Below are 26758 nucleotides of genomic sequence, written 5' to 3' on the forward strand. Positions count from 1 at the left end.
CATGTCGGCCCGCGTTCAGCAGGCAGCCTTCGACCTTGCACAGGAATTGCAGGGCTTCGGGCAGGGGGCCGGGGGGATCGTGACCTTCACCGGCATCGTCCGGGATGAAGGCGGCAGCCTGACCGCGCTTCGCATCGAACATTATCCCGGCATGACCGAACGGCTTCTGGGCGAATACGGCGCCCGCGCCGCGGAACGTTTCGGCCTGTCCGACTGGCGCATCCTGCACCGTCATGGCGACATCCAGGTCGGCGATCAGATCATGATGGTGGCCACCGCCGCCCGCCACCGCCGTGCCGCGTTCGAGGCGGCGGATTACCTGATGGACTGGCTGAAATCCCGCGCCCCCTTCTGGAAGCAGGAGATCCGGCGCGACGGCAGCACCGCATGGGTCGCGGCCAAGGACAGCGACGAGGACGACCTCGCCCGCTGGCAGGGCGCATGATCCGGCCCGAACTGCGCGCGGCGGCATCGCGACATTCCGAGGCGATCCTCAGCACGCTGACGGCATGCCTGGGGCTGTGGATCGCCACGCGCGGCGGCTGGTTCTGGGGGGTGATCGGCGCGGCGCTGGCCGTGATCGGCGCGGTCCTTGCAATGGGCGCGGTCCGGCGGTCCTTCTTCCGCCGCCCCGTCGCCGCCCCCGGCCTGGTGGAGGTGATCGAGGGGGCCGTCCGCTACTGGGGCACCGACGAGATCGGCGGAGAGATCGCCCTGTCCGACCTGTCCGAGATCCGCCTGATCGACCTGCGCGGCCGTCCGCATTGGCGGCTGCGCAGCATCGGATCCGAGGTTTTGCTGGTGCCGGTGGACGCGGCCGGGGCCGAGGCGCTGGCCGATGCCTTCGCCCGGCTTCCGGGCATCGACATGGGTGTCCTCGCGCAGGCACTGCGCGTGTCCGATGCGCCACGGCTGGCGGTGCTGTGGCGGCGTCCGCAACATGGCGGAGGCAATACGCTGCCCATGCCTTGACTTGCGCGGGCTCGCTTGCCACCTGTGACCGACTGCAACAAGTCAAAGAGGCCGCGCCCCCATGTCAATTCCCCAGCAGGGCGGAGGCCCGATCGAGAGCCGCGATCAACTGGCAGCCTATGTCGCATCGGGCGAAAAGCCCGCGCAGGACTGGCGCATCGGCACCGAGCACGAGAAGTTCGGCTATGTCGAGGCGACCAAGCAGCCGCTTCCCTACGAGGGCCGGGCATCCATCACCGCCATGCTGGAAGGTCTGCGGGACCGCTTCAACTGGACCCCGGTCCTGGAGGCCGGGCAGCTGATCGGGCTTGAACGCGACGGCGCGAATATCAGCCTGGAACCCGGCGGGCAGCTGGAACTGTCGGGCGCGCCGCTGGAAACGATCCACCAGACCTGCGACGAGGTGAACAGCCACCTGGCCGAGGTCGAGGCCGTGGCATCCGATATCGGCGCAGGCTTCATCGGGCTTGGTGCCGCGCCGATCTGGTCGCAGGACGACATGCCGATGATGCCCAAGGGGCGGTATCGGCTGATGACCGACTACATGGGTCGCGTGGGCACGCTTGGCACGCAGATGATGTACCGGACCTGCACCGTGCAGGTGAACCTGGATTACGCATCGGAAGCCGACATGGTGAAGAAGCTGCGCGTCGCGCTGGCGCTTCAGCCGGTGGCGACGGCGCTGTTCGCGAATTCGCCCTTCCTCGACGGCAAGCCCAACGGCATGAAATCCTGGCGCAGCCATATCTGGCAGAACCTGGACGACGCCCGCACCGGCATGCTGCCCTTCGTGTTCGAGGACGGCTTCGGCTACGAGGCCTGGGTGGACTATGTCCTCGATGTGCCGATGTATTTCGTCTATCGCGACGGCAAGTATATCGACGCGCTCGGGCAGTCCTTCCGCGATTTCCTGAACGGTCGCCTGCCGGCCCTTCCGGGCGAGGTTCCGACCCTGTCGGACTGGGCCGATCACATGACGACCGTCTTCCCCGAGGCCCGCGTCAAGAAGTTCATCGAGATGCGCGGTGCCGATGGCGGTCCCTGGCGACGCCTGTGTGCGCTGCCCGCGCTGTGGGTCGGGCTGACCTATGACACCGAGGCGCTGGATGCCGCCTGGGATCTGGTCAAGGGCTGGGACGCCGAGACGCGGCAGGGCCTGCGCGTGGCCGCGGGCCGCGATGCGCTGGCCGGCGAGGCCGGTGGCACGAAGCTTCTGGACCTGTCGCGTGAGGTTCTGGCCATCGCGGAGACCGGTTTGCGCAACCGCGCGCGTCCGGGGCAGGGCGGCCTGATCCCCGACGAGACGCATTTCCTGAATGCGCTGCGCGAAAGCGTCGACAGCGGCAAGACCCCCGCCGACGAGCTGCTGGAACGCTATCACGGCGACTGGCAGGGCGACCTGGGTCGGATCTACGACGAATATTCCTATTGATCCCGTCCATTTGACCTCGGGTGCGCTTGAACGGCGCGCCCGGTGGTGGCATCGCATGGGCCGCAGGATCAAGATGGGGCCTCACGCGATGCGTTTCGATTTTCTGGTATGGTTCGGCCGCCTTGTGGTCGCGGTCTTCGTCATCGGTGCATTGGCGCTGATCGCGGCGGTGACGGTGCTGGTCCGGCAGGCCGAAGGCGTGCCGCCGATGCCCATCGCGATGGGCATGGTCGGGATGGCCGCGCTGGTGCTGCTGGCAGGGGCTGCGGTCTCGTTGGTCTCGATCGCGCATTCGGTCCGCCGCGCGGCCACGGCACTGGAACGCCAGGCGGCGAATGCCCCCCGCGACAGGGTCGGGCCGGTCTTCAGCGGCCCCGCCATGCCGGCACAGACATCCGCCGAAACCCCCGCCGAGGCCCCTGTTGCCGCCGCGCGTCCGCAGATCAAGGCCAGCCGTTCGAACCGACCCACCGTCGTCGCCCAGAGGTGACGCCTATTTCCGGCCGATCCGCGGTTCGGACCCGTCCATGAGGCGACGGATATTGGCATGATGGCGCAGGAAGATCAGCGCCGTCATGAAGGCCGCCGCCAGCGCCAGCCAGGGCCGCCCCAGCCCCAGGGCCAGAAGCGGTGCCGATGTCGCCGCGACCAGCGCCGAAAGGCTGGAGATGCGCGTGACTGCAGCGGTCGCCAGCCAGACCGCGCATGCGGCCAGCCCCACGGGCCAGTGCAGCGCGATCATGGTGCCAAGGAAGGTCGCGACCCCCTTGCCGCCCTTGAAGCCCAGCCAGACCGGGAAGCAATGCCCGAGGAAGGCCGCGGCGCCCGCCAGCAGGGCCGCGCTTTCGCCGCCGAACTGGCGCGCGATCAGCACGGCGATGGCGCCCTTGCCCGAATCCAGCAGCAGCGTGGCCAGCGCGGCGGGCTTGTTGCCCGTCCGCAGCACGTTGGTCGCGCCGATATTGCCCGACCCGATCTGGCGCAGATCGCCCAGGCCCATCGCCCGCGTGATGACGATGCCGAAGGGGATGGACCCCAGAAGATAGCCGAAGATCGCCCAGATCATGCCTCGCCCCCATAGACGCGGTTGCCTGCGACCCAAGTCCCCTTGACCCTGCCCTGCATCCTGGCCCCGTCGAAGGGCGTGTTCTTCGATTTCGACAGCAGCGCGAAGCGGTCCATCACGAAGGGCGCGTCGGGATCGAACAGCACCAGGTCGGCGGGCGCATCCTTGGCCAGCCGCCCCGCGTCCAGCCCCAACCTGCGCGCCGGGTTGAGCGAGATCGCCCGCCACAGCTGCGGCAATGTCAGCCCGCCCTGATGGACCAGCCGCATGGCGGCGGGCAGCAGCGTCTGAAGCCCCACCGCGCCGGGGGCCGCAGCCTCGAAGGGCAGGCGCTTCGATTCCTCGTCCTGGGGGGTGTGGAAGCTGGAGATCACGTCGATCGCGCCACTGGCCACCGCATCGACCATCGCCTGGCGGTCGGTCTCGGCGCGCAGGGGCGGGGTGAAGCGGAAGAAGGTCCGGTAATCGCCCACGTCGTATTCGTTCAGCGTCAGGTGGTGGATCGAGATACCCGCCGTCACGTCCAGCCCCTTGTCGCGGGCGCGGGCCAGCGCGGGCAACGCGGCCTCGGTCGTGATCTGGTCGGCATGCCAGCGCACGCCCGTCATCTCGACCAAGGCCAGGTCGCGGTCGAGGCCCATCACCTCGGCCATGGGCGACACGGCCGGAATGCCATAGAGCGAGGCGAACTTGCCGCTGGTGGCCGCGGCCCCGGCAGACAGCGACGCATCCTGCGGATGCCCCACGATCAGCGCGCCCAGTCCGCGCGCATAGGTCATGCAGCGCGACAGCAGCTTGCTGTCGCGGACGACGCGCACGCCATCGGTGAAGGCCACCGCGCCCGCATCGGTCAGGAAGCCGATCTCGACCATCTCGCGGCCCTCGCGGGTGCGGGTCAGCGCGGCCATGTGGCGGATGTTCACGGGCGCGTCGGTGGCGCGACGGGCGGCGAATTCCAGTGCCTCGGGGGTGTCGATGGGGGGCAGGGTGTCGGGGCGGGCGATGACGGTGGTCACGCCGCCCGCCGCCGCCGCGCGGCCTGCGCTGCGGAAGCTTTCCTTGTGACGCTCGCCGGGTTCGCCGATCTTGACGCCCCAATCGACGATGCCGGGGGCCAGCGCACGGCCGCGGCAGTCGATTTCGGTCGCGCCTTCGGGGGCGGATTCGTCCGGGGCGCCGATGCCCGCGATCCGGCCGTCGCGGACCAGCAGGCTGCCCATGCCGTCGGTCTGCGCCTCGGGGTCGATCAGGCGCGCGTTGCGGAAGAGGGTCGCGGTCATGCCATCACCCCCGTGGCGGTGCGTCCGCGTTCGGCGCGCAGGTTGCGGGCCAGCAGGTCCAGCGCGGCCATGCGGACGGCGACGCCCATCTCGACCTGGTCTTGGATGACGCTGCGGTTGATGTCGTCGGCGATGGTGCCGTCGATCTCCACCCCACGATTCATCGGGCCGGGATGCATGACGATGGCATCGGGCGCGGCATTGGCCAGCTTTTCGGCATCCAGCCCGAAGCGGTGGAAATATTCGCGTTCCGACGGGATGAAGCCGCCATCCATGCGTTCCTTCTGCAAACGCAGCATCATCACCACATCGGCCCCCTTCAGCCCTTCATGCATGTCCTGATGGACCTCGACCCCCATATCGGCCACCCCCGAGGGCATCAGCGTCGGCGGGCCGATCAGGCGGATGCGGTTCTCCATCTTGCCCAGCAGGATCAGGTTCGACCGCGCGACGCGGCTATGGGCGATGTCGCCGCAGATGGCGATGGTCAGGCGGTGCAGGCGGCCCTTGGCACGGCGGATGGTCAGCGCGTCCAGCAGGGCCTGGGTCGGATGTTCGTGCCGACCGTCGCCCGCATTGACAACGGCGCAGTTCACCTTTTCGGCCAGCAGGTTCACCGCGCCGGAATTCGGGTGGCGCACGACCAGCAGGTCCGGGCGCATCGCGTTCAGCGTCAGGGCGGTGTCGATCAGCGTCTCGCCCTTCTTCACGCTGCTGGATTGCATCGACATGTTCATCACGTCGGCACCCAGACGCAGGCCCGCCAGCTCGAAGCTGGACTGGGTCCGGGTCGAGTTCTCGAAGAACATGTTGATCTGGGTCATGCCCGCCAGCGCGTCGGAATGCTTGATCGTGCGACGGTTGAGGGCGGCGTATTCCTGCGCAAGATCCAGAAGCGCGGTGATCTCGTCCGGCTTCAGGTGATCGATGCCCAGCAGGTGGCGGGCGCGAAAGCTCATGTGCGGCCTCTTGATCGGGGACGGGCGATCTATTGCAGATGGGGGGGATTGCGGCAAGCGGCTGCGGGCTGCGGCTTGCCCGAAGCATCGGCAGCGGATATGGCGATTGCATGTCATATGCACGTTATCGCCCCCATATCCGCGCGACCCTCGCGCTTGGGTTGCCCCTGATCGGCAGCCACCTTGCCCGCATGGCCATCGGCGTGGGCGATACCGTCATGATCGGCTGGTACGGGGTCGAACCCTTGGCCGCGCTGGTCATCGCGACCTCGTGCTTCCACATCCTGTTCTTCCTCGGGATGGGGTTCGGCACCGCGGTGATGGGCCCCATCGCCACCAATATCGCCGCCGGCCGCGAGACCGAGGTCCGCCGCGGCACTCGCATGGCGCTGTGGCTGTCGGGGGGATTCGCACTGCTGGGCATGCCGCTTCTGTGGTGGTCCGAACCGATCCTGCTGGCACTTGGGCAGACGCCGGGGGTCAGCGCGCTGGCGCAGGAATATCTGCGCATCGCGGGCTGGGGGCTGGGATTGGTGCTGGGGCAGCTGACCCTGTCGTCATACCTGGCCGCGATGGAGCGGACGGCCATCGTCATGTGGGTCACGCTGGCGGGGCTGCCGCTGAACCTGTTCCTGAACTGGGTGCTGATCTTCGGCAATCTGGGCATGCCGGAACTGGGCGTGTCCGGTGCCGCCATGGCCAGCCTGACCGTGCAGCTGTTCCAGCTGGTGCTGCTCGCGCTCTATGCGGCATGGCTGCCCGAGGCGCGCAAATACGCGCTGTTCCAGCGGTTCTGGAAACCCGACTGGCATGCCATGGCCGAGGTCGCGCGTCTGGGCTGGCCCATCGGCCTGACCATGCTGGCCGAGGGCGGGCTGTTCGTCGCCTCGAACATCATGATGGGCTGGATCGGCACGCAGCAGCTGGCGGCCCACGGGATCGCCCTGCAGATCACCGCGATCACCTTCATGGCGCATCTGGGCCTGTCCAATGCGGCCACCGTGCGCGTGGGTCAGGCCAAGGGACGCGGCGACCGCGCCTGGATGCGGGATGCGGCCATCACCGTGACGGCCATGTCGCTGGTCTTCGCGGCCATCGCCATCGCGATCTACATCTTCTTCGCGCCGGGCCTGGTGCGGCTGTACATGGATCCCGCCGATCCGCAGGCCCCCGAGATCGTGGCCATCGGCGTGTCGCTTCTGACCTTCGCCGCGCTGTTCCAGCTGACCGACGCCTTCCAGGTGATCGCCTTGGGCTTCCTTCGCGGGGTGCAGGACACGCGCGTGCCGATGTGGATGGCGGGCTTCAGCTACTGGGTGGTCGGGATGCCGGTCGCATGGGCGCTGGCCTTCCCCTTCGGCTTTGGCGCGGCGGGGCTGTGGCTGGGACTGTGCGCGGGGCTGACGCTGGCCGCGATCCTGCTGATGGCGCGGTTCTGGCGCGGCCATGCGCGGGGGGACTGGACCCGCGCCGCGCCCGCGGTCTAACGTGACGCCGCGAGGAGAGGAGAACCCCATGCGTGCAGTCTTCGTGCAGGTCCGCTGCGAACCCGGCAAGACCTATCAGGTGGCCGAGGCGATCTACGACCGAGAGGTCGTGAGCGAGCTGTTCTCGACCTCGGGGGATTACGATCTGATCGCCAAGGTCTACATCCCCGAGGACGAGGATGTGGGCCGCTTCCTGTCGGATCGGCTGTTCGACATCCCCCATATCAGCCGCACCCTGACCACCATGACCTTCCGGGCGTTCTGAGGTCCGTCTTGCGGCTGTCCCGCGCGCGGGTATTCTGCGCGCCATGACCAGATTTGCCCCGATCCCCGCATCGCTTCCCCAGACCGTCCCCTTCACCGGCCCCGAGGAGCTCGAGCGCCGCATGGGCCGCCCCTTCGACGCGCGCCTCGGCGCGAACGAGAGCGCCTTCGGACCCAGCCCCCTTGCCGCCCGCGCCATGCGCGAGTCCGTGGCCGAGATCTGGAAATACGGCGACGCGCCCAGCTGGGATCTGCGGCAGGCGCTGTCGGCGCATCTGGGGATCGATGCCGCGCATATCCTGGTGGGCGAGGGGATCGACGGGCTCTTGGGCAACCTGGTCCGGCTGATCGTCGGTCCGGGCGATGCGGTCGTGACCTCGGAAGGGGCCTATCCGACCTTCAACTATCACGTCGCGGGCTTCGGGGGCGTTCTGCACAAGGTTCCCTATCGCGATGACGCCGAGGATCCCGAGGCGCTTCTGGACCGCGCGTGGCAGGTGGGCGCCAAGCTGGTCTATCTGGCCAATCCCGACAACCCGATGGGCAGTTGGCACGACGCGTCGGTCGTGACCGCCATGCTGGACCGTCTGCCCCCCGATTGCCTGCTGATCCTGGACGAGGCCTATGTCGAATTCGCCCCGCAGGCCGCGGTGCCGCAGATCGCCGCCGATGATCCGCGCGTGATCCGCATGCGGACATTCTCCAAGGCCTACGGGCTGGCAGGCGCGCGGATCGGCTATGCCATCGGGGATCGCGACCTGATCGCGGGCTTCGACCGCATCCGCAACCATTTCGGGGTGAACCGCATCGCCCAGATCGGCGCGCTCGAGGCGCTGAAGGATCAGGGCTGGCTGGCCCATGTCGTGGCCTCGGTCGCGGCGGCGCGGGACCGGATCGCGCAGATCGGGGCCGATAACGGGATCAGGGCGCTGCCCTCGGCCACGAATTTCGTGGCACTGGATGCCGGGCGCGACGGGGCCCATGCGCGGGCGCTGGTCGGCGCGCTGCAGGAACGCGGGGTGTTCATCCGCATGCCGGGCGTCGCGCCGCTGGATCGCTGCATCCGCGTCAGCTGCGCCCCCGAAACCGAACTTGCGATATTCGAGGAACGCCTGCCGCAGGCGATCGCATCGCTGAAATGACGAAGGGGCGGCCATCGGGCCGCCCCTTGCGGTTCACATCGCCGCCAGCTGGTTCAGCGCCGCCTGAAGACGCGCAAGGTCGTCCTCCAGCGCGGCCAGCTTGTCGCGGGTCTCGTCGATGACCTCGGGTTCGGCATTCTCGACGAATTTCGGGTTCGACAGGCGCTTGCGCAGCCCGTCGGCATCCTTGGTCGTCTTGGCCTGCGATTTCTGCAGGCGCGCGGTTTCGGCAGCGACGTCGATCACGTCGCCGATGGGCAGCGCGAAGGACGCCCCCGTGGCCGAGACCGCGATCATGCCGCGACCCGCCTCGCCCTCGACGGGCGTGTTGACGCGGGCCAGCCGTTCGATCAGCGGGGCGTTGGCGGCCAGTGCGGCGCGGGCCGCATCGTCGGCCTCGGTCACGATCAGATCCAGCTTTGCGCCCGCCGGGACGCCCATCTGCGCGCGGGCCGAACGCACGGCCTCGATCAGCTGGATGACCCAGTTCATCTGGCGGTCGGCATCGGTGTCGATCAGTTCGGCCCCGTATTCCGGCCATTCGCCATGGACCAGCATGCCGTCGCGGTCGCCTGTCAGCGCCCACAGTTCCTCGGTGACGAAGGGCATGATCGGGTGCAGCAGCAGATAGCACTGGTCCAGCACCCAGCCCATCGTGGCGCGGGTCTCATCGGCATGGGGGCCGTCGAACAGGGGCTTGGCGAATTCCACGTACCAGTCGCAGACCTTGCCCCAGACGAAGGCATAGAGCCCCGTCGCCGCGTCGTTGAAGCGATAGGCGGCCAGCGCCTCGTCGGTGGATTGGCGGATGCGCGCGACCTCGCCGATGATCCAGCGGTTCACGGTATGGGCGGGCGCGGGACGCGCGCCGCCGCCGCGAACGCCGTTCATTTCGGCGAATCGGGTGGCGTTCCAGATCTTGGTGACGAAGTTGCGGTTCACCTCGACATGCTTCGGCCCCAGCTTGGGGTCGCGGCCCATCGCGGCCATGCTGGTCAGGGTGAAACGCAGCGCATCGGCTCCGAAATCGTCGACCAGGGTCAACGGGTCGATGACATTGCCCTTGGATTTGGACATCTTCGCGCCTTTTTCGTCCCGCACCAAACCGTGGACATAGACGGTGTGGAAGGGGATGTCCTTCACCACCTCCAGCTGCATCATCATCATGCGGGCGACCCAGAAGAAGATGATGTCAAAGCCGGTGACCAACACGTCGGTCGGGAAGTATTTCTCCAGTTCCGGCGTGGGTTCCGGCCAGCCAAGCGTGCCGATGGGCCACAAGCCGCTGCTGAACCATGTGTCCAGCACGTCGGGGTCGCGCCAGACCGGATAGACCAGTTCGGTCGGGTCCTGCGACAGGTTATAGGCCGCCAGCGATTGCGCCAGCATGTGGACAGCGGCGTCACGGTCGGCAACCTCGACCACGCGGCTGTGGGACAGGGGCTGGGGCAGGTCGGCAATAAGGTTGCCGTAAAGTGCTGCGACATCGTCGAAATGCGCGGCACATTGCTGGCGCTCACCGGCATGGACCAGACCGTCGGCCAACAGGCGGAACAGCTCGACCTCGTCCAGCGCGCCATTGCCTTCGTCGTCGACGAAGTTGTCGACCGACAGGTCCAGACCGTACCAGACGGGGATCTGGTGTCCCCACCACAGCTGGCGGGAAATGGTCCAGGGCTCGATGTTTTCCAGCCAGTTGAAATAGACCTTCTTGTGCTGTTCCGGCAGGATCTGGGTGCGACCGTCGCGAACCGCGTCCAATGCGGGACCGACGATGCGCTGCGTGTCGACGAACCACTGGTCGGTCAGCATCGGCTCGATCACCACGCCCGAACGGTCGCCAAAGGGCTGCATGATCGGCTTGTTGTCGATGACGGGGCGACGTTCCAGATGCTCGGCGCCGGTCTCCTTCTCGATCTCCTTGTGCAGATAGGTCACGGCCAGACCATCGGCGGTGATCTGGTCGATCACGCGCTTGCGGGCCTCGAACCGGTCCAGACCGCGCAGCTCGTCTGGAACAAGGTTGACGTTGCTGACATCACCGACATCTTCGCCCTTGGCGGCCCGCGACGCGATTTCCGCGCTTTCGGCATAGGACAACCCGTCGACGCGCAGCGCGCCCTTGGTGTCCAGCAGGGCGAACAGCGGAATGTTGTTGCGCTTGGCGACCTCGTAGTCGTTGAAGTCATGCGCGCCGGTGATCTTGACCGCGCCGGACCCGAAATCGGGGTCGGGATATTCGTCGGTGATGATCGGGATCAGGCGGCGCTGTTCCTTGGGGCCGACCGGAATTTCGACCAGCTTGCCGACGATAGGCGCATAGCGGGCATCGTCCGGATGCACCGCGACCGCGCCGTCGCCCAGCATGGTTTCGGGGCGGGTCGTGGCGATGGCGATATAGTCGCGCGTCTCGCGCAGGGTGACGGTGCCGTCCTCGTCGCGTTCCACGTATTCATAGGTCTCGCCGCCTGCCAGCGGGTATTTGAAGTGCCACATATGGCCGGGCACTTCGCGGTTCTCGACCTCCAGATCGCTGATGGCGGTTTCGAAATGCGGGTCCCAGTTCACCAGGCGCTTGCCGCGATAGATGATGCCCTTGTTATACAGATCCACGAAGACGCGGATCACTGCGTCGTGGAAGTTGCCTTCCTGACCGGCAGGCGCACCGGGGGCACCCGACATGGTGAAGGCGTTGCGCGACCAGTCGCAGGAGGCACCGAGGCGCTTCAGCTGGTTGATGATCGTGTCGCCGGATTCCTGCTTCCAGTCCCAGATTTTCTCGACAAAGGCATCGCGGCCGATCTCGCGGCGGTTCGGTTCGCCGCGTTGCGCCATCTGGCGTTCGACGACCATCTGGGTCGCGATGCCGGCATGGTCCTGACCGGGCTGCCACAGCGTGTCGAAACCGCGCATCCGGTGCCAGCGGACAAGGATGTCCTGCAGCGTGTTGTTGAAGGCATGGCCGATATGCAGGCTGCCGGTGACATTGGGCGGCGGGATCATCACCGTGAAGGTCTCGGACCGCCGGGCGTTCGCCCCGGCGGCGAATGCCCCGTTCCGTTCCCATTCCGCGCTGATCCGTGCTTCGGCTGCGCGGGCGTCAAAGCTCTTGTCCATGGTCATCGCTTCACATCCCCTTGCTTGGGGACGGGATTAGCGAATGCAGGCCGAAAGGCCAAGAGACGCTTGCGGTCAGTCGCCCTTCGGACCGACCAGCCCGAAATGCGCGCCCTGCGGATCGCGGATCATCACCACATGCATCCCGCCCGGCACTTCCTGGGGGCCGTGGACGACCTGACCGCCCAACTCGCGTGCATGTTCCGCCGCGCGGGCGATGGCGGCATGTCCGAAATAGGGCATCCAGAAGGGCCGCGGCATCCCCATCAGGCCCATCATGCCGCCGGTATCGGCGCCCTCATGCGTGAAGATCCGGTATGTCCCTTCCTCGGCCATGTCGATCGCCTCGCCCGGTTGCCATCCGAAGATGCGACCGTAGAAGGCCAGCGCGGCTTCGGGGTCGGTGGTCATCAATTCGTTCCAGTTGGCCATGCCGGGGGTCTGCATGTCGAAGGCGCCGGGCTGCGGATCCTCTGACGGGGTGGGTTCCAGGATCGCGAAGACCGCGCCCTGCGGGTCGGCCAGGATGGCGAAGCGGCCCGTATCCGGGATCTCGGCCGGTTCGCGCAGCACCGTGCCGCCGGTTTCGGCGGTCAGACCGCAGGTCGCATCCGCATCCGAGACCTCGAGATAGATCGTCCAGGCGGGGGGCATGTCGGGCATTTCCATCAGCCCCGCCGCCATGCGGTCGCCCAGCCGTGCCAGGCGATAGGCGAACCCCTCCATCCCCGAATCCGCGATCCGCCAACCCAGAAGCGCGGCATAGAAATCGCCCGCATCCGCCAAACCGCCATCCGCGGTCGAAAGCTCGTACCAGCAAGGCAAGCCATGAGCAGTCATGCGAAAACCCCTTTCATGCGAAGGGGAACCTTCCCGGCGGGATCGCGGGGAATCGCCCCGTCATGTCCCGATGGTCGCGCCGGGGGCCGCGCAAATCAACGGCAGCGTGGCTCAGGTGGCGCGATCCAGCTTGGTTGACAGGTGAATCAGGCTCTCGCTGTTGCGGACCCCTTCGATGGCGCCGATGCGGTCCAGCGTCTCGTCCAGCTCGACCGTCGATCCGGTTGCCAGCTGGACCAGCATGTCGATGCGGCCGCTGGTCGTGTGCACACGTTCCACCTGGGGAATGGCCCGAAGGCGCGTCATCACCGCCGCCAGCGAACGGGGTGCGATTTCCAGCAGGACGGTGGCGCGGATGCGCCCCTCGCGGGCCTGTTCGCCCAGCCGCAGCGTGTATCCCGCGATCGCGCCCGAGGCCTCCAGCCGTTCCAGCCGGGTCTGCGCGGTGGACCGCGCGACCTTCAACCGACGTGCCAGCACCGCCAGCGACATGCGTGCGTCGCCCGACAGCAGGGCGATGATGTTGCGATCCAGATCGTCCATGTGTCCGTTTCGTCAAAATGACATGCAATTCGTCATAATAACCGAGCTGTGAGGCAGAACTACCCTTTTCATTGGTGAAATCGGATCCCAAAAGCGCCAGTCTGGGTTCGGCCCTGTAACTGTCACCCTTCGTGCGAAAGGAACCGCCATGGGACAAGAGAAGACCGTCTGGGACAATCCGGCCGAGGTGATCCGTCACCTGAAGCCCGAGCATCCGGTCATGGTCTTCGCGCCGACGGTGCTGCAGGACCGGGCGCGGCGTTTCCTCCAGGGTTTCCCGGGTTTCGTGACCTATGCCGTCAAGTCGAACCCCGACGAGGCGGTGATCCAGAACCTGCTGGCGGCGGGCATCCGCGGCTTCGACGTGGCCTCTCCGTTCGAGATTGACCTGATCGGGCGCATGGCCCCCGACGCGGCGCGCCACTATCACAACCCCGTCCGCGCAAGGTCCGAGATCGGTCACGCCGTCGCATCCGGCGTGCGGTCCTGGTCGGTGGACAGCCGGTCCGAGCTGGACAAGCTGTTCGACCAGGTCCCGACCCAGATCGGTGGCAACGGGGTCGAGATCTCGCCCCGGTTCAAGCTGCCGGTGCTGGGCGCGGCCTATGATTTCGGGTCGAAATTCGGCGCCACGCCGGAACTTGCCGCCGAACTGCTGGCCGAGGTCGCGCGTCGGGGCTACATCCCCTCGCTGACCTTCCATCCGGGCACGCAATGCACCGACCCCATCGCCTGGGAAAGCTATATCCGCGTGGCCAAGGACATCTGCGACATGGCGGGCGTGCGCGCCACGCGCCTGAACGTGGGCGGGGGCTTCCCCTCGCATCGCGTGGTGGGGGTCGAGCCCGATCTGGAATCGATCTTCCAGGAGATCGGCGACACCAATACCGAGATGTTCGGCGACGACGCGCCCGACCTGGTCTGCGAACCGGGCCGGGGCCTGTGTGCCGATGCCTTCGCGCTGATCACCCGCGTGAAGGGCGTGCGCGACGGGGGCGACGTCTTCCTGAACGACGGCACCTATGGCGGACTGGCCGAGCTGCCGATCATCGGCAATATCGACCGGATCGAGGTCTTCACCGCCGAGGGCGTCCTGCGCGAGGGCGAGGCCGGCGGCCGCGTCATCTTCGGGCCGACCTGCGATTCAGTGGACCGTCTGCCCGGTGAACTGGCCCTGCCTGCCGACATCGCCGAGGGCGATTTCGTGGTCTTCCAGGGGGCCGGGGCCTATTCGGTCGTCACGAATACCCGCTTCAACGGCTTCGGTGCGATGGCCCGCGCGACCGTGATGGAGCTGTGACGTCACATGCCCCCGGCCGCATCCGCATGCTAGGCTGGGGGCATGAATTCGATTCGGCCGATCAAGTCGCATGTGGTGCTGATGGACGGCACCTTCGCATCGCTTGCGCAGGGCCGTCGCAGTTCGATCGGTCGCATCCATCGCCTGCTGGGCGGTGAACTGGGCCTGCCGCGCCCGACCGAACGGATGCGGGTCCATTACGCCATCGGACAGCAGTGGAACCGCTGGCGTACCATCCCCGAACTGATCATGGGCACCGCGCTGGAGGAACGCATCGTCGAGGCCTATGGCTGGCTGGCGACCGATTGGCGTCCGGGCGATCCGATCTTCATGATGGGCTACAGCCGGGGCGGCTTTGCGGTGCGCAGCCTTGCGGGCATGATCGCGCGGGTGGGGCTGCTGCGCCCCGAATTCGCCACGCCGCGCAACATCCGGTTGGCCTGGCGTTTCTACCGCCGGGGCGGGCCGCAAAAGGCGATGGAGCTGTTCCGCCGCAGGCGCTGCCATCCCGAAGCCCCAATTCGCATGCTGGGCTGCTTCGACGCGGTCATGGCCCTGGGGCTGCGGCTGCCCTTCCTGTGGATGCTGACCGAGCCGCGCTTCCGTTTCCACGACACGCATCTGGGGCAGGGGATCGCATATGGATACCAGGCGCTGGCGCTGGACGAGACGCGCCTGGCCTTCGCGCCGGTCCTGTGGGACGACGACCACGCCGCGGGCCGGATCGAGCAGGCCTGGTTCCGCGGATCGCATCCCGATATCGGCGGCCAGCTTGCCGGATACGAATTCGCGCGCCCGTTGGCCAATATCCCGCTGGTCTGGATGCTGGAACGCGCCGAGAGCCACGGCCTGCCTTTGCCGAACGGCTGGCGCGCGCTGTTTCCCTGCGATGCCACGGCACCGTCGCTTGGCACCTGGCGCAGATGGGGCAAGCTGTTCCTGGCGCGCGGGCCGCGCGTGGCCGGTCGATATGCGACCGAATGCCTGCACCCGTCGCTGCCGCGCCCCTATGCGGGGCCGGGCAGGCTGATCGGGCATCTGGCCGACAAGGCCGATGTCGCGGGGATCGAGACCCCGCCGGGGCAGGGTCTCGATCCGGCATAGGGGGGGTCAGGCGACCGCGTTCAGGTCGGGCTTGGCACGCACGCCCAGGGCCGCGCAGACGTCGCGGGTCAGTTCGGGGCGGTTCAGCGTGTAGAAATGCAGCCGGTCCACGCCGCCCTCGATCAGGCGCGCGCACAGGTCCACCGACAGGTCGGTCGCCAGACGCTGCTGCGCTTCGGGGCCGTCCAGCTGCGCCATCTGGAACGCCTCCTCGGCCCAGTCGGGGACGGTGGTGTTGCAGGTCGCGGCGAAACGCTTGGTGCCCGCCCAGCTTTGGACCGGAAGGATGCCCGGAATGATCGGCGCGTCGATCCCTGCCGCCGCGCATTTGTCGCGGAAGCGGAAGAAGGTCTCGGGTTCGAAGAAGAACTGGGTGATCGCGCTGGTCGCGCCCGCGTCGATCTTGCGCTTGAGCCATGCCACGTCGGCATCGCCATCCGCGCTGTCGGGATGCGGTTCGGGATAGGCGCCCACGCGGATGTTCATGTCGCCGCGACTGGCGATCGCCTCGATCAGCTCGACCGAATTGGCGAAGCCTTCGGGATGGGGGGTGAAGCGATCGGCCCCCTTGGGCGCATCGCCGCGCAGGGCCACGATTTCCCGGATGCCGGCCTGGGCGTAATCGTCCACGATCTTCATGGTCTCGTCGCGGGTGGCCTCGACGCAGGTCAGGTGGGCTGCGACCGACAGGCCATAGCGGCGATGGATGGTGGTCACGGCCTCGTGGGTCAGCTGGCGGGTCGTGCCGCCCGCGCCATAGGTGACGGACACGAAATCCGGGTCCATGGGGGCCAGCGCGCGCGCGGTTTCCCACAGCCGGAAGGACGCATCCAGCGTCTTCGGCGGGAAGAACTCGAAGCTGATTTTCGGCGCTTGGGCGGACATGGTGGTTCCTTTCTGTTGGCATCGCTTGTGCCATGCGCGTATCAGTGAGACAAATTCATAATCCTCAAGATCAAGCTGAGTTTCATTCATCATGCATCTGGAGCTTCGCCACCTGCGCACCGTCGATGCCGTCCACCGCCAGGGCGGTCTGGCCCGCGCCGCCGAGGTGCTGAACATCACGCAATCTGCATTGTCCCACCAGATCAAGGCGCTGGAGGAACAGGCCGGGGTCGAGCTGTTCGTCCGCCGCGCCAAGCCGATGCGGCTGTCGGCGGCCGGGATGCGCCTGTTGCGGCTGGCCGAACAGGTGCTGCCCCTGGTCGCCGCGACCGAGGCCGAGTTCAAGGGCGTCGAGGCCGGGCGCATCGGGCGGCTGCATATCGCGATGGAATGTCATGCCTGCTTCGACTGGCTGCTGCCGGTGCTGGACATCTTTCGCCGCGCCTGGCCCGATGTGGACGTGGACATCCGCCAGCGCCTGGCCTTCGGCGCGCTGCCCGCCCTGGTCCGCGAAGAGGTGGATCTGGTCATATCGTCGGACCCCGAGGATCTGCCGGGCGTCGTGTTCCAGCCGCTGTTCGATTATGCCCCGACGCTTGTGGTGCCCGCGTCCCATCCGCTGGTCGCCAAGGGCTTTGCCGAACCCGAGGACCTGGCGCGCGAGACGCTGATCACCTATCCGATGGACCGGGCGCGGCTGGACGTCTTCAGCCAGTTCCTGACGCCTGCAGGGGTCGAACCGCAGCACTCCCGCACGGTGGAACTGACCGCCGTGGCCCTGATGCTGGTCGCATCGGGGCGCGGCGTCGCGGTCATGCCCGATTGGGTCCTGCGCCGCGAGGCCGCCAATCCCGAGCTGGCCCTGCTGCCCCTGGGGCAGGGCGGCATCCGTCGCCGCCTGTTCGCCGCCCTGCGCGAGGACGACCTGCGCCAGCCTTACATGGCCCATGTCCTGCGTCTTTCGCGCACCGAACCCCTGCGGATGCTGCGCGGATCGGCGGCCTAGGGCGCCTTTCGCTTCACATTCCCGTCGCGCTCGCCTAAGACGCGGGCAACCCCCAGATTCCCGAGGTACCAGGATGGCAAGCGCCAATCTCAACATCATGATCAAGGCCGCCCGCAAGGCGGGTCGCAGCCTGGTCAAGGACTTTCGCGAGGTCGAGAACCTGCAGGTCAGCATCAAGGGCGCGGGCGACTTCGTGACCCGTGCCGACCGCGAGGCCGAGCGCATCATCAAGGAAGAACTGCGCGGCGCGCGCCCCAGCTATGGCTGGCTGGGCGAGGAGACCGGCGAGGAAGCGGGCGAAGACCCGACCCGTCGTTGGATCGTCGATCCGCTGGACGGCACCACCAACTTCCTTCACGGCCTGCCGCATTGGGCCGTCAGCATCGCGCTGGAGCACAAGGGCGACATCGTTGCGGCCGTCATCTTCGACGCCGCCAAGGACGAGATCTATACCGCGGAGAAGGGTAGCGGGGCGTTCATGAACGACCAGCGCCTGCGCGTGTCGGGCCGGACGCGCCTCGGGGAATCGGTCTTCGCGACCGGGATTCCCTTCGCGGGCCACGGGCCGCTGCCCGCCGCCCTGCAGGATCTGGCGCAGCTGATGCCGGTGACCGCGGGCGTGCGCCGCTTTGGCGCGGCATCGCTGGACCTGGCCTATGTCGCGGCGGGCCGCTTCGACGGCTACTGGGAACGGGGCGTCAAATCCTGGGACGTGGCCGCGGGCATCCTGATGGTCCGCGAGGCCGGCGGCTTCGTCCACGGCATCCGCGAGAATGACGATCCGCTGGAATCGGGCCGCCTGATCGCGGCCAACCCGCAGCTGATGGAACCCTTCGCCAAGATCATCCGCGCGCGGGACTGATCCGCGCGGCCATTGCATCTGGGGCACGATCGGGCCGTCTTGCAGCTTCTGCAAGGCGGCCTTGCCTTGACCCGCGCCGCGCAAGGGCGCAGCAGCATGGGGCAAGCAGAGGTGCCCCATGACAGACAAGCCCGCCCAGCCGCCCTATGCCGCATCGGCCGCCGCAGCCTCGGCGCCGCCGCCGATCCCGCCAGTGACGGGGCCGGGGACCGACAAGACGGGCATGGCGATCTTCCTCATGTGCGCGGTCAGCTTCATCTTCGCGCTGCAGGACGCGCTTTCACGCGTGCTGGGCGGCGCCTATCCGCCCGAACTGATCGTGATGCTGCGCTACTGGGTCTTCGCGGCCTTCGTCATCGCCATGACCGCCCGCCAGCCGGGGGGCATCAGGCGCGCGCTGCGCACCCGCCGGCCCGTCACGCAGATCGCGCGCGGCGTCATCCTGGCGCTCGAGGTGCTGGTGATGATCGAATCCTTCGTGCGGCTGGGCCTGATCGAGACCCATGCCGTCTTCGCGGTCTATCCCCTGATGATCGCGGCCCTGTCCGGCCCGTTCCTGGGCGAGAAGGTCGGCTGGCGGCGCTGGACGGCCATCGGGATCGGCTTCGTGGGGATCCTGGTGATCCTGCAACCGGGCGGGGGCGTGATGACGCCCGCCGCGCTGCTGCCTGCACTGGCTGCGCTGCTGTTCGCGGTCTATGGCGTGCTGACGCGGCACGTGTCGCGCGACGACCCGGCCTCGGTCAGCTTCTTCTGGACGGGCACGGCGGGGGCGGTCGCGATCACGCTGGTGGGCATCTGGGAATGGCAGCTGCTGGCATTGGGCGACTGGATCTGGATGGCGGGCCTGTGCATCTGCGGGATGACGTCGCATTACCTGATGATCCGCGCCTACGAGATGGCCGAGGCATCGGCGCTGCAGCCCTTCGCCTATACCCAGCTGGTCTGGGTCAGCCTGATCGGCGTTATCCTGTTCGCCGAGATCCTTCGCAGCAATGTCGTCATGGGCGCTGCGATCGTCGTGGGGGCGGGCCTGTTCACCCTCTACCGTCAGCGTCGATCTGCGGCCAGATCCACCTAGAGGGCAGCGGCGGGCCGATCACCAGCGGCTTCGCGACCGGGGGCTTCGACAGGGCCAGCGTCAGCCGCACCGGCGGCGGCGGCACCTGCCCGCCGCCCGACAGGTCCCACCGCGTGACGACCGGCGCGGGCTTGCCGTGGATGCGCGCGCGATAGACGGGCAGCGCCTCGGCCACGCGCATGACATAGTTGCGGGTCTCGTCGAAGGGGATCAGTTCGACCCAGTCCACCGGATCGGCATCGTCGCGCAGGTCGCCGAACTGTTCCAGCCAGCGGATCGGCCGCCCCGGCCCGGCATTGTAGCCCGATGCGATCAGCGCGACCGACGGCCCGAAGCGGTCCGACAGCCCCGTCAGATAGGCCGAACCCAGCCGCGCGTTATAGGCCGCGTCGCGCGACAGCCGCGGCAGGTCGTAGGGCAGGCCCGTCCGGGCGGCCATCTGTTCCGCAGTGCCGGGCATCAACTGCATCAGCCCCTGCGCACCCACATGGCTGGAGGCGGTGTGGTTGAATTCGGATTCCTGGCGCGCGATGGCCATGACCAGTTCGGGCGGCGGGCCCAGATCCTCGGATTCGAGGCCGGTCAGCGGGAATTGCGCGGCCGGCCAGATCACGCCCTGATTGGCCGATTGCTTGGCCAGCCGCAGCCCGTGCCAGGGGGTGCCCATCTCGTACATCAGGCGCGACATGCGGGCGATATCCTCGGGGGTGGCGGATTGCGCCAGGTGCAGGAAGAAGCGCTGCGCCTCGTCCGGGCGTCCGGTGGCCGCCATCCACATCCCGGCCCGGAAGATCGCATCGCCCTGCAATTCCGCCCCGCGCCAGTCGGGCAGGCTGTCCAGTGCCGCACCCGTGACCGCGTATTCGGCGGGCATGGACCGCCCCAGCCGCCCCATCGCCAGCTGCCCGTAATAGACGCCGGGGAAATCGGCCGCGCGGGAATAGGCCTTGCGCGCATCGGCCTCGCGGCCAAGCGCCTCGGATGCGCGCGCCTGCCAGTAGAAGGCGCGCGACTTGCTGATCGCGCTGCCGACCACGGTTTCCAGATGCAGGAAATGTTCAAGCGCCAGATCCGCGCGATCGACCTTCAACGCGGCAAAGCCCGCCAGCCATTCCAGGTCCGAATAATGCCGGTTCTCGGGGGGCAGGAAATGCGGCGCCGCAAGGTCCAGCGCCCGCTGCCAGTCGCCGTTGCGCATCGCAAGGCGTGCGTAATCGACGCGCATCTGCGCCCAGGTTTCGGGGTCGCGCAGCGCGGCTGCATCGGTCGATGCCGCAAGCATCAGCTCTTGCGCGCCATCATGCAGCTTGGCCGCCACGCGCCAGACGAAGCGGTCCATCGTCAGGCCGGGATCGGCACGCAGGTCTTCGGGCAGGGCCAGGATCAGGTCGTCCACCCCGGCACGTCCGGCCTGCAGGGCGATGCGCGCGGCGTGAAGGCCGCGCTCCTCCTCGGGCAGGCGTTCCAACAGGCGTTCGGCCCCCGCCCAGTCGCGCGCGTCCAGCCGCGCGGCGATGCGGCGGGCCAGATACGGCGTCAGCGTCGCGCCATGGGCCGCAAGCAGGCGGGCCTCGTCCGCGGCGGTCATCGGTTGGGTCAGGAAGAACCGGATGCGGGCCTCGCGGGCCTCGTCGGGGGACAGGATCTCGGCCATGGCCTCCAGCGCCGACAGGGACGCCGGCTCGTGATCCTCGAACCAGATGCGCAGGTCGTCGGCGGCCAGCCCCGGGCGCAGCAGCGCATCGCCGTTGCGCCGGATGCGGGCCATGCCGGGCCAATCGCCGTGATCGCGCACGAAACGGGCATAATCCGCGAACTTGCCATGCCCCGTCTGCAGCGCCTGCCAGCCGATCATCGCCTGGGCCAGCGGCCCGGCCCGCTGCGCGGCCGCGCGCGCGGTCACCCAGTCGGATACGTCGGCCGCCGCCAGCGCCAGCGCCATCGCGCCCGGTTCCTCGGCCCGCAAGGGTTCGGACAGGGGCAGCACGCCCAGCAGCCCGGCAAACATCATGTCACGCAGAAGTCGCATCATCGCCCTGTGTCGCCGCCAAAGCGGTTCGTCGCAATTCACAACCTTGGCAAGTCCGGCGCACGGGGATAGTGAGGCGGCGGAATCCAATCTCATGCCCCCGACGGGGGAAATATTCATCAAGGAGCGTGTCATGTTCAAAGGGTCTTTGCCAGCCCTCGTCACGCCGTTCACCCAGGACGGCGAGCTGGATCTGGACACGCTCAAGAAACTTGTCGAATGGCATGTGGAACAGGGCAGCCACGGTATCGTGCCCGTGGGCACCACCGGCGAAAGCCCCACCCTGACCCACGAGGAACACCGCCTTGTCGTCGAAGAGGTCGTGCGCATCGTCGCGGGCCGCATCCCGGTGATCGCCGGTGCCGGTTCGAACAGCACGCGCGAGGCGATCGGCCTGCTGCGCTTCTCGCAGGAGGTGGGCGCCGATGCCGCGCTGGTCGTCACGCCCTATTACAACAAGCCGACCCAGGCGGGCCTGATCGCCCATTACGAGGCCCTGGCCGAGGCCTGCGACCTGCCCATCGTCATATACAACATCCCCGGCCGTTCGGTCATCGACATGTCGCCCGAGACGATGGGCATGCTGGCGCGCATCCCCTCGATCATCGGGGTGAAGGACGCGACCGGCAAGCTGGAACGCGTCAGCTGCCAGCGCATGACCTGCGGTGCCGATTTCGTCCAGCTGTCGGGCGAGGATGCGACCGCACTCGGCTTCAACGCGCATGGCGGGGTGGGCTGCATCAGCGTGACCGCGAACGTGGCGCCGGGCCTCTGCGCGAAGTTCCAGGAGGCGACGCTGCGCGGCGATTACGCCGAGGCGCTGCGCTATCAGGATCTGCTGATGCCGCTGCATGTCGCGATCTTCGTGGAACCGGGTCTGGTCGGCGCGAAATACGCCATGTCGCGGCTGGGTCTGTGCAACGAACGCGTGCGTCTGCCGCTGACGCCGCTCAGCCAGCCGACGCGGCACCTGATCGACGCCGCGCTGGAACATGCGGGCCTGATCTGAGGGCATCTGCCCGCGCGCCCACGGGTCGCGCGGGCGTCCCGCGTGACGCTGCGGAAATTTCCGCCCTATACGAAGGGGCACTTTTCAAATCCTCGGCCCGGTCCCATATTGGGTGCAAGGAGAGGAGTGTTCCATGCCGTTGCCCCATTTCCTGATGCTGCTGAGCGCCGTGATCATAGGTGCCGCCGTGACGCTGTGGGCCGCCTTCGCGGCAGGCGTGCCGCCGATGGCCTTCGTGCTGATCGCGCTGAGCGCGGCACTGTTCGCGCATTTCGGCCTGCGGAACAATCACGACCCGAAGGGCTGAGCGCTCAGCGGTCCAGTTCGGCGTCCCAGTAAAGGTAATCCATCCAGCTTTCATGCAGGTGGTTCGGCGGAAAGCGCCGTCCGACCGAATGCATCTCCTCGGATGAGGGCTGGCGCGGCTTGCGCTTGAGCGACAGCCCCGAATGCCGCAGGGACCGGTTGGCCTTGCGCAGGTTGCAGGGCGAACAGGCCGCAACGACGTTTTCCCAGCTTGTCACCCCGCCGCGCGATCGCGGCACGACATGGTCGAAGGTCAGATCGCCCTTGGCCCCGCAATACTGGCAGCAGAATTCGTCCCGCAGAAAAAGATTGAAGCGCGTGAATGCCACGCGCTTCTGGGGACGAACGAAATCTCTCAGCACGACCACGGAGGGGATCCGGAAGGCCTGGCGCTGACTTCGCACCTCCTGCTCGTATTCCGCGATGATCGTGACCCGGTCGAGGAACACCGCCTTGATCGCTTCCTGCCATGGCCAGAGCGACAGCGGATAGTAGCTGAGCGGGCGGTAATCCGCGTTCAACACAAGCGCCGGATAATGTTTCAGGTTTGCCGGTTCGCGTACGAACTGGGTCCGGAAATCGGTGTGATGATGGTCGTCCAGCATGCTGCTTTCCCGTCTGCCCCGATGGCTTGACCGGGGCGCCCGTCTCATCTGTCAACTCGACTATATATCGCGTCAGTGATCTGACAAGCCCCTGCATGTGCGGGGGGATGACACAGCGATACAAGCCCGCCGTGACAGCAGCGTGACGGTGGGGTGCCGAAGGCATGGGCAGGACCGACCGCGGCCGCCCGCAAGGGCGGCCGCCACCGCCGGCCCCGCGGGGCCGGCAAGCCCCCCCCTCGACCCTATTTCGGCAGGTGCTGATCCAGGAACCCGAGCGCGACCGACAGCCCGTCCGGCGCGATGCCGTGCCCGGTGCCTTCCATCACGTGGCCATAGACGGTGAAGCCCGCCTGCTGCAGCGCCTGTGCCGCGATCCCCATGTCGTCGAAGGGCACCACGTCGTCCTTGTCGCCATGGATCAGAACCACCGGCGGCTTCGACTTCGCCTCGGTGTCCAGCGTCTCGGGGGCCAGGATCCGCCCCGAGAAGCCGACGACGCCTGCGATCTGCGCGTCCCGGCGGGGCGCGACATGCAGCGACATCATCGTCCCCTGGGAAAAGCCCACCAACGCCAGCGCCTCGGGGGGCAGGCCCTCGTCGGCAAGCACCTTGTCGATGAAGGCGTTCAGCATTCCGGCCGAAGCGGCCATGCCGGATCTCGCGGCCTCCTCGGAGGATCCGTCCAGCCAGGGGATGGGGAACCACTGGAACCCCATCGGATTGCCCTTGCAGGGTTCCGGCGCGTTCGGCGCATAGAAGGCGGTGCCGGGCAGATGCGGGGCCAGCGGATCGGCCAGACCCAGCAGGTCGTTCCCGTCGGCGCCATAGCCATGCAGGAAGATCACCACGGATTTCGCGGTTTCGGGTCCCTTGCGGGCGGATGTCAGCGTGGTGGTCATGTCACTCCCTCGCGGCCTTTTGCATGGCGGTAATAGGCCCAGAGCCCCCGGGCCGCAACCGAACGCCAGGGCGCCCAGGGCTCGGCCAGCTTGCGCAGCGCGGCGGGTGTCGGACGCTCGGGCAGGCCGTACATCACGCGCGCGGCCTCCTGCAGGGCCAGATCCCCGGCGGCCAGCACGTCGGCCCGGCCGAGCGCGAACATCAGATAGATCTCGGCCGTCCAGACGCCGATGCCGGGAAGCGCCGTCAGGGTGGCGATGGCCTGGTCGTCGGGCATGTCGCGCAGGGCGATCCAGTCGATCCCCGCATCGGCGATGCCCTTGAGATACCGCGCCTTGGGTCGCGACAGGCCGAGCGCACGCAGCTCGTCCTCGGTGGCCATGCGCAGCGCGGCTTCCTCGGTCATGCCGGCAGCGTCCAGCCGCGCCCAGATGGCACCCGCCGCCGCGATCGAGATCTGCTGCCCGATCACCGCCTGCGCGATGGCCGGAAACCCGTCATCGCGACGGCGCAGCGGCAATTCGCCCAGCTGCGGCAGGACGTCCGCCCAGACGGGGCAGACCTGCGCCAGATGCGCGGCACCCGCGGCGACATCGTCGGGGCCCGCGATGATGGACCGGTCAGCCATCGGGATCACCCACTGGCCTGGGCTTCCAGTCTCAGCCGGGTTTCCCATGCCATCGAGATATGCTGCCGCAGCGCCTTGTCGGCGGCCTTGCCGTCGCCCGCCGCGATCGCATCGACGATGCTGGCATGTTCGGCCAGCGCCGTCTCGCTGCGCCCTTCGGCCGCAAGCGATGTACGTGCCATCAGCGCCATGGTGCGATGCACGAGGTCCAGCTGCTGCACCAGGTATCGGTTATGCGATGCCAGGTGGATCTGGCGGTGGAAACGCTTGTTCGCACGGGCCAGGACTTCGGGGTCGTTCTTGGCGGCGCGGTCCTCGTCCAGCATCTGGGCCAGCACGCGCACCTCCTCGGGGGTGGCGTGGCGGGCGGCCAGGCGGCCTGCCAACGCCTCCAGCTCGGCGCGGACGGTATACAGCTCGGCCAGCTGGTTGTGATCCAACGAGGCGACGATCAGGCTGCGCCCGTCGCGGACCAGCATGGCCTGCGTCTCCAGCCGCTGCAGGGCCTCGCGCACGGGGGTGCGGCTGACGCCGAAGCGTTCGGCCAGCTCGGATTCGACCAGCCTGTCGCCGGGGCGATAGGTGCCGCCCTCGATGGCGGTCAGGATCAGGGAATAGGCGTCCTTCATGGCGGGCAGGATTGGCAGATGCGGGGTGAATTGCAAGCGCGACCGCCGCGGGCTATCTGATCCGCATGGAATTTTCGCATGTTCGCACCTGGATCTTCGATCTGGACAACACCCTCTATCCGCCCGAGGCGCAGCTTTTCGCGCAGATCGAGACGCGGATGACGCAATGGATGATGCGCCTTCTGGGCGTCCCCGCCCCCGAGGCCGACCGCCTGCGCGCGGAATACTGGCGGCTGCACGGCACCACGCTGGCGGGGTTGATGGCCGAACATGCGATCGACCCGGTGGCCTATCTGGCCGATGTGCATGACATCGACATGACCCACCTGGCCCCCGCGCCCGATCTGGCCGATGCCATCGCGGCCCTGCCGGGGCGACGCATCGTGCACACCAATGGCGATCGCGCCTATGCCCGCCGGGTGCTGGCCGCGCGGGGCCTGGATGCGCCGGGCCTGTTCGAGGGCGTCTATGGCATCGAGGAGACGGGCTTTCATCCCAAGCCCTCGCCCGAGGCATTCGCCCGCGTGCTGAACGCCACCGGCATCGACCCGACCGTCTCGGCCTTCTTCGAGGACGATCCCCGCAACCTGATGGTGCCGCATGAACTGGGCATGCGCACGGTGCTGGTGGGGCAGGGGCGCGATGGGCCGGATGCGCTGTCGGGCGATCCGGGGCCGCATGTCCATCACCGCACCGACGATCTGGCCGCGTTCCTGCGCCGCATTGCCTGAAGGCGCGGGCCGTCCTATCTGGGGTCTGACACAGCAGGGGGCGCGGCCATGGACACGCAGGATATCGACATCCTCATCTCGGGCGGGGGGATCGCCGGGCTGATCGCGGCGGCGGGCTTCGGGGCGCAGGGCTTCGGCGTGATCTGCGTCGATCCCGCGCCGCCCGTCACCGATGAGACCGCCGAGGGCGCCGACCTGCGATCGACCGCCTTCCTGCAGCCCTCGGCCCGGCTTCTGGAACGGATCGGGCTGTGGGAACGGCTGGGCCCCCATGCGACCGCGCTGCAGGTCATGCGCATCGTCGATGCGGGCGGCGCGGAACCCGAGCCCCGCCTGATCCGCGATTTCGACGCCTCCGAGATCGGCGACCAGCCCTTCGGATGGAACCTGCCCAACTGGCTTCTGCGCCGAGAGATCATGGCCATGCTGGAGGAGATGCCGAATGTCGAGTTCCGCCCCGGCACCGCGACCACCGGCGTCGTGACGCGGGGCGAAGGGGCAATGGTCGACCTGTCCGACGGGTCGCAGTTGCGCGCGCAACTGCTGATCGGCGCGGACGGGCGCGGTTCGGGCGTGGC

Annotated in this window: 28 protein-coding genes; 16 read left to right on the forward strand and 12 right to left on the reverse strand. The window is 67.8% G+C overall.

The window, feature by feature from the left end:
- Position 1: 1 nt before the first annotated feature.
- From KO490_RS01660 to KO490_RS01675, 4 genes are all read left to right on the forward strand, one after another.
- Entirely contained in the window at positions 2-445 is a 444-nt protein-coding gene (locus tag KO490_RS01660; protein ID WP_216017648.1) for a molybdenum cofactor biosynthesis protein MoaE, read from the forward strand.
- Positions 442-972 (forward strand): hypothetical protein, encoded by a 531-nt coding sequence (locus KO490_RS01665; RefSeq protein WP_216017649.1) that lies wholly within the window; start codon positions 442-444, stop codon positions 970-972. Before KO490_RS01660 ends, KO490_RS01665 begins: the two co-directional genes overlap by 4 nt.
- A 61-nt stretch (positions 973-1033) precedes the next feature.
- A complete protein-coding gene (locus tag KO490_RS01670; RefSeq protein WP_216017650.1) occupies positions 1034-2404 on the forward strand; it encodes a glutamate--cysteine ligase in 1371 nt (456 codons plus the stop codon).
- An 88-nt stretch (positions 2405-2492) separates the two neighbouring features.
- Positions 2493-2894: a hypothetical protein gene (locus tag KO490_RS01675; RefSeq protein ID WP_216017651.1), complete on the forward strand. Its 402-nt coding sequence runs from the start codon at positions 2493-2495 to the stop codon at positions 2892-2894.
- Positions 2895-2897: 3 nt separating this feature from the next.
- Here KO490_RS01675 and plsY read toward each other — a convergent pair whose 3' ends face one another.
- The 3 genes from plsY to KO490_RS01690 are packed head-to-tail and all read right to left on the reverse strand — an operon-like array spanning position 2898 to position 5709.
- Positions 2898-3470, reverse strand: coding sequence for a glycerol-3-phosphate 1-O-acyltransferase PlsY (gene plsY, locus KO490_RS01680; protein ID WP_216017652.1), 573 nt, complete (start codon positions 3468-3470; stop codon positions 2898-2900).
- Positions 3467-4750, reverse strand: coding sequence for a dihydroorotase (pyrC, locus tag KO490_RS01685; protein ID WP_216017653.1), 1284 nt, complete (start codon positions 4748-4750; stop codon positions 3467-3469). The genes plsY and pyrC overlap by 4 nt, the downstream gene beginning before the upstream one ends.
- Entirely contained in the window at positions 4747-5709 is a 963-nt protein-coding gene (locus KO490_RS01690) for an aspartate carbamoyltransferase catalytic subunit (protein WP_216017654.1), read from the reverse strand. Before KO490_RS01690 ends, pyrC begins: the two co-directional genes overlap by 4 nt.
- A gap of 110 nt (positions 5710-5819) precedes the next feature.
- Here KO490_RS01690 and KO490_RS01695 point away from each other — a divergent pair, with 110 nt between their 5' ends.
- The 3 genes from KO490_RS01695 to KO490_RS01705 are packed head-to-tail and all read left to right on the forward strand — an operon-like array spanning position 5820 to position 8602.
- Complete coding sequence (locus KO490_RS01695; RefSeq protein WP_216017655.1) at positions 5820-7196, forward strand: MATE family efflux transporter; 1377 nt, start codon at positions 5820-5822, stop codon at positions 7194-7196.
- Between the two features lie 28 nt (positions 7197-7224).
- A complete protein-coding gene (locus tag KO490_RS01700; protein ID WP_216017656.1) occupies positions 7225-7461 on the forward strand; it encodes an Lrp/AsnC ligand binding domain-containing protein in 237 nt (78 codons plus the stop codon).
- A gap of 43 nt (positions 7462-7504) precedes the next feature.
- Positions 7505-8602, forward strand: coding sequence for a pyridoxal phosphate-dependent aminotransferase (locus KO490_RS01705; RefSeq protein ID WP_216017657.1), 1098 nt, complete (start codon positions 7505-7507; stop codon positions 8600-8602).
- A gap of 33 nt (positions 8603-8635) precedes the next feature.
- Here KO490_RS01705 and KO490_RS01710 read toward each other — a convergent pair whose 3' ends face one another.
- The 3 genes from KO490_RS01710 to KO490_RS01720 form a co-directional block, all read right to left on the reverse strand.
- A complete protein-coding gene (locus KO490_RS01710; RefSeq protein ID WP_216017658.1) occupies positions 8636-11725 on the reverse strand; it encodes a valine--tRNA ligase in 3090 nt (1029 codons plus the stop codon).
- A 69-nt stretch (positions 11726-11794) separates the two neighbouring features.
- Entirely contained in the window at positions 11795-12559 is a 765-nt protein-coding gene (locus KO490_RS01715; protein WP_216017659.1) for a VOC family protein, read from the reverse strand.
- A gap of 111 nt (positions 12560-12670) precedes the next feature.
- A complete protein-coding gene (locus KO490_RS01720) occupies positions 12671-13102 on the reverse strand; it encodes an Lrp/AsnC family transcriptional regulator (protein WP_216017660.1) in 432 nt (143 codons plus the stop codon).
- A gap of 148 nt (positions 13103-13250) precedes the next feature.
- On the opposite strand from KO490_RS01720, the gene KO490_RS01725 reads away from it, so the two are divergent.
- On the forward strand, positions 13251-14402 hold the full coding sequence (locus KO490_RS01725) for a type III PLP-dependent enzyme (RefSeq protein WP_216017661.1): 1152 nt from the start codon (positions 13251-13253) through the stop codon (positions 14400-14402).
- 42 nt (positions 14403-14444) lie between these two features.
- Positions 14445-15506 (forward strand): DUF2235 domain-containing protein, encoded by a 1062-nt coding sequence (locus KO490_RS01730; protein ID WP_216017662.1) that lies wholly within the window; start codon positions 14445-14447, stop codon positions 15504-15506.
- Positions 15507-15512: 6 nt separating this feature from the next.
- Here KO490_RS01730 and metF read toward each other — a convergent pair whose 3' ends face one another.
- Positions 15513-16391 carry a methylenetetrahydrofolate reductase [NAD(P)H] gene (gene metF / locus KO490_RS01735; RefSeq protein ID WP_216017663.1) on the reverse strand — a complete coding sequence of 293 codons (879 nt, stop codon included), beginning with the start codon at positions 16389-16391 and terminating at the stop codon, positions 15513-15515.
- Positions 16392-16482: 91 nt separating this feature from the next.
- On the opposite strand from metF, the gene KO490_RS01740 reads away from it, so the two are divergent.
- The 3 genes from KO490_RS01740 to KO490_RS01750 all read left to right on the forward strand — a co-directional run bounded on the left by KO490_RS01740 (position 16483) and on the right by KO490_RS01750 (position 19340).
- A complete protein-coding gene (locus tag KO490_RS01740) occupies positions 16483-17397 on the forward strand; it encodes a LysR family transcriptional regulator (RefSeq protein ID WP_216017664.1) in 915 nt (304 codons plus the stop codon).
- A 73-nt stretch (positions 17398-17470) separates the two neighbouring features.
- Entirely contained in the window at positions 17471-18259 is a 789-nt protein-coding gene (locus KO490_RS01745; protein ID WP_216017665.1) for an inositol monophosphatase family protein, read from the forward strand.
- A 118-nt stretch (positions 18260-18377) separates the two neighbouring features.
- Complete coding sequence (locus tag KO490_RS01750; protein WP_252726942.1) at positions 18378-19340, forward strand: DMT family transporter; 963 nt, start codon at positions 18378-18380, stop codon at positions 19338-19340.
- Here the strand turns inward: KO490_RS01750 and KO490_RS01755 are convergent.
- Positions 19297-21369, reverse strand: a complete 2073-nt coding sequence (locus KO490_RS01755; protein WP_216017666.1) for a lytic transglycosylase domain-containing protein — start codon at positions 21367-21369, stop codon at positions 19297-19299. The genes KO490_RS01750 and KO490_RS01755 overlap by 44 nt on opposite strands.
- A 133-nt stretch (positions 21370-21502) precedes the next feature.
- Here KO490_RS01755 and dapA point away from each other — a divergent pair, with 133 nt between their 5' ends.
- Together dapA and KO490_RS01765 are read left to right on the forward strand one after the other, a co-directional pair.
- The gene (gene dapA / locus KO490_RS01760) at positions 21503-22378 is read left to right on the forward strand and encodes a 4-hydroxy-tetrahydrodipicolinate synthase (protein WP_216017667.1); all 876 of its coding nucleotides are present in this window, start codon (positions 21503-21505) and stop codon (positions 22376-22378) included.
- Between the two features lie 133 nt (positions 22379-22511).
- On the forward strand, positions 22512-22685 hold the full coding sequence (locus KO490_RS01765; protein WP_216017668.1) for a hypothetical protein: 174 nt from the start codon (positions 22512-22514) through the stop codon (positions 22683-22685).
- Positions 22686-22689: 4 nt separating this feature from the next.
- Here the strand turns inward: KO490_RS01765 and KO490_RS01770 are convergent, their stop codons facing one another.
- From KO490_RS01770 to KO490_RS01785, 4 genes are all read right to left on the reverse strand, one after another.
- A complete protein-coding gene (locus tag KO490_RS01770; protein ID WP_216017669.1) occupies positions 22690-23289 on the reverse strand; it encodes an HNH endonuclease in 600 nt (199 codons plus the stop codon).
- A gap of 245 nt (positions 23290-23534) precedes the next feature.
- Entirely contained in the window at positions 23535-24191 is a 657-nt protein-coding gene (locus KO490_RS01775) for an alpha/beta hydrolase (RefSeq protein ID WP_216017670.1), read from the reverse strand.
- Positions 24188-24820, reverse strand: a complete 633-nt coding sequence (locus tag KO490_RS01780) for a DNA-3-methyladenine glycosylase (protein WP_216017671.1) — start codon at positions 24818-24820, stop codon at positions 24188-24190. The genes KO490_RS01775 and KO490_RS01780 overlap by 4 nt, the downstream gene beginning before the upstream one ends.
- Positions 24821-24825: 5 nt before the next feature.
- Positions 24826-25449, reverse strand: a complete 624-nt coding sequence (locus KO490_RS01785) for a GntR family transcriptional regulator (protein WP_216017813.1) — start codon at positions 25447-25449, stop codon at positions 24826-24828.
- Between the two features lie 65 nt (positions 25450-25514).
- On the opposite strand from KO490_RS01785, the gene KO490_RS01790 reads away from it, so the two are divergent.
- Positions 25515-26180, forward strand: a complete 666-nt coding sequence (locus KO490_RS01790; RefSeq protein WP_216017672.1) for a pyrimidine 5'-nucleotidase — start codon at positions 25515-25517, stop codon at positions 26178-26180.
- 48 nt (positions 26181-26228) lie between these two features.
- Positions 26229-26758: FAD-dependent monooxygenase (locus KO490_RS16415; RefSeq protein WP_252726943.1), on the forward strand; the 530-nt coding region annotated here is incomplete at its 3' end.

This window comes from Paracoccus sp. C2R09, assembly GCF_018860625.1.
GTDB lineage: Bacteria > Pseudomonadota > Alphaproteobacteria > Rhodobacterales > Rhodobacteraceae > Paracoccus.

Excerpts from the sequence above, each read along its gene's own strand:
- KO490_RS01755 (WP_216017666.1), bottom strand. The coding sequence starts at position 21,369 with ATGCGACTTCTGCGTGACATGATGTTTGCCGGGCTGCTGGGCGTGCTG.
- KO490_RS01695 (WP_216017655.1), top strand. The coding sequence starts at position 5,820 with ATGTCATATGCACGTTATCGCCCCCATATCCGCGCGACCCTCGCGCTT.
- plsY (WP_216017652.1), bottom strand. The coding sequence starts at position 3,470 with ATGATCTGGGCGATCTTCGGCTATCTTCTGGGGTCCATCCCCTTCGGC.
- KO490_RS01665 (WP_216017649.1), top strand. The coding sequence starts at position 442 with ATGATCCGGCCCGAACTGCGCGCGGCGGCATCGCGACATTCCGAGGCG.
- KO490_RS01780 (WP_216017671.1), bottom strand. The coding sequence starts at position 24,820 with ATGGCTGACCGGTCCATCATCGCGGGCCCCGACGATGTCGCCGCGGGT.
- KO490_RS01675 (WP_216017651.1), top strand. The coding sequence starts at position 2,493 with ATGCGTTTCGATTTTCTGGTATGGTTCGGCCGCCTTGTGGTCGCGGTC.
- dapA (WP_216017667.1), top strand. The coding sequence starts at position 21,503 with ATGTTCAAAGGGTCTTTGCCAGCCCTCGTCACGCCGTTCACCCAGGAC.
- KO490_RS01730 (WP_216017662.1), top strand. The coding sequence starts at position 14,445 with ATGAATTCGATTCGGCCGATCAAGTCGCATGTGGTGCTGATGGACGGC.
- KO490_RS01700 (WP_216017656.1), top strand. The coding sequence starts at position 7,225 with ATGCGTGCAGTCTTCGTGCAGGTCCGCTGCGAACCCGGCAAGACCTAT.
- KO490_RS01660 (WP_216017648.1), top strand. The coding sequence starts at position 2 with ATGTCGGCCCGCGTTCAGCAGGCAGCCTTCGACCTTGCACAGGAATTG.
- KO490_RS01720 (WP_216017660.1), bottom strand. The coding sequence starts at position 13,102 with ATGGACGATCTGGATCGCAACATCATCGCCCTGCTGTCGGGCGACGCA.
- KO490_RS01790 (WP_216017672.1), top strand. The coding sequence starts at position 25,515 with ATGGAATTTTCGCATGTTCGCACCTGGATCTTCGATCTGGACAACACC.
- KO490_RS01690 (WP_216017654.1), bottom strand. The coding sequence starts at position 5,709 with ATGAGCTTTCGCGCCCGCCACCTGCTGGGCATCGATCACCTGAAGCCG.
- KO490_RS01725 (WP_216017661.1), top strand. The coding sequence starts at position 13,251 with ATGGGACAAGAGAAGACCGTCTGGGACAATCCGGCCGAGGTGATCCGT.
- metF (WP_216017663.1), bottom strand. The coding sequence starts at position 16,391 with ATGTCCGCCCAAGCGCCGAAAATCAGCTTCGAGTTCTTCCCGCCGAAG.
- KO490_RS01765 (WP_216017668.1), top strand. The coding sequence starts at position 22,512 with ATGCCGTTGCCCCATTTCCTGATGCTGCTGAGCGCCGTGATCATAGGT.
- KO490_RS01670 (WP_216017650.1), top strand. The coding sequence starts at position 1,034 with ATGTCAATTCCCCAGCAGGGCGGAGGCCCGATCGAGAGCCGCGATCAA.
- KO490_RS01745 (WP_216017665.1), top strand. The coding sequence starts at position 17,471 with ATGGCAAGCGCCAATCTCAACATCATGATCAAGGCCGCCCGCAAGGCG.
- KO490_RS01775 (WP_216017670.1), bottom strand. The coding sequence starts at position 24,191 with ATGACCACCACGCTGACATCCGCCCGCAAGGGACCCGAAACCGCGAAA.
- KO490_RS01705 (WP_216017657.1), top strand. The coding sequence starts at position 7,505 with ATGACCAGATTTGCCCCGATCCCCGCATCGCTTCCCCAGACCGTCCCC.
- KO490_RS01710 (WP_216017658.1), bottom strand. The coding sequence starts at position 11,725 with ATGACCATGGACAAGAGCTTTGACGCCCGCGCAGCCGAAGCACGGATC.
- KO490_RS01740 (WP_216017664.1), top strand. The coding sequence starts at position 16,483 with ATGCATCTGGAGCTTCGCCACCTGCGCACCGTCGATGCCGTCCACCGC.
- KO490_RS01715 (WP_216017659.1), bottom strand. The coding sequence starts at position 12,559 with ATGACTGCTCATGGCTTGCCTTGCTGGTACGAGCTTTCGACCGCGGAT.
- pyrC (WP_216017653.1), bottom strand. The coding sequence starts at position 4,750 with ATGACCGCGACCCTCTTCCGCAACGCGCGCCTGATCGACCCCGAGGCG.
- KO490_RS01750 (WP_252726942.1), top strand. The coding sequence starts at position 18,378 with ATGACAGACAAGCCCGCCCAGCCGCCCTATGCCGCATCGGCCGCCGCA.
- KO490_RS01770 (WP_216017669.1), bottom strand. The coding sequence starts at position 23,289 with ATGCTGGACGACCATCATCACACCGATTTCCGGACCCAGTTCGTACGC.
- KO490_RS01785 (WP_216017813.1), bottom strand. The coding sequence starts at position 25,449 with ATGAAGGACGCCTATTCCCTGATCCTGACCGCCATCGAGGGCGGCACC.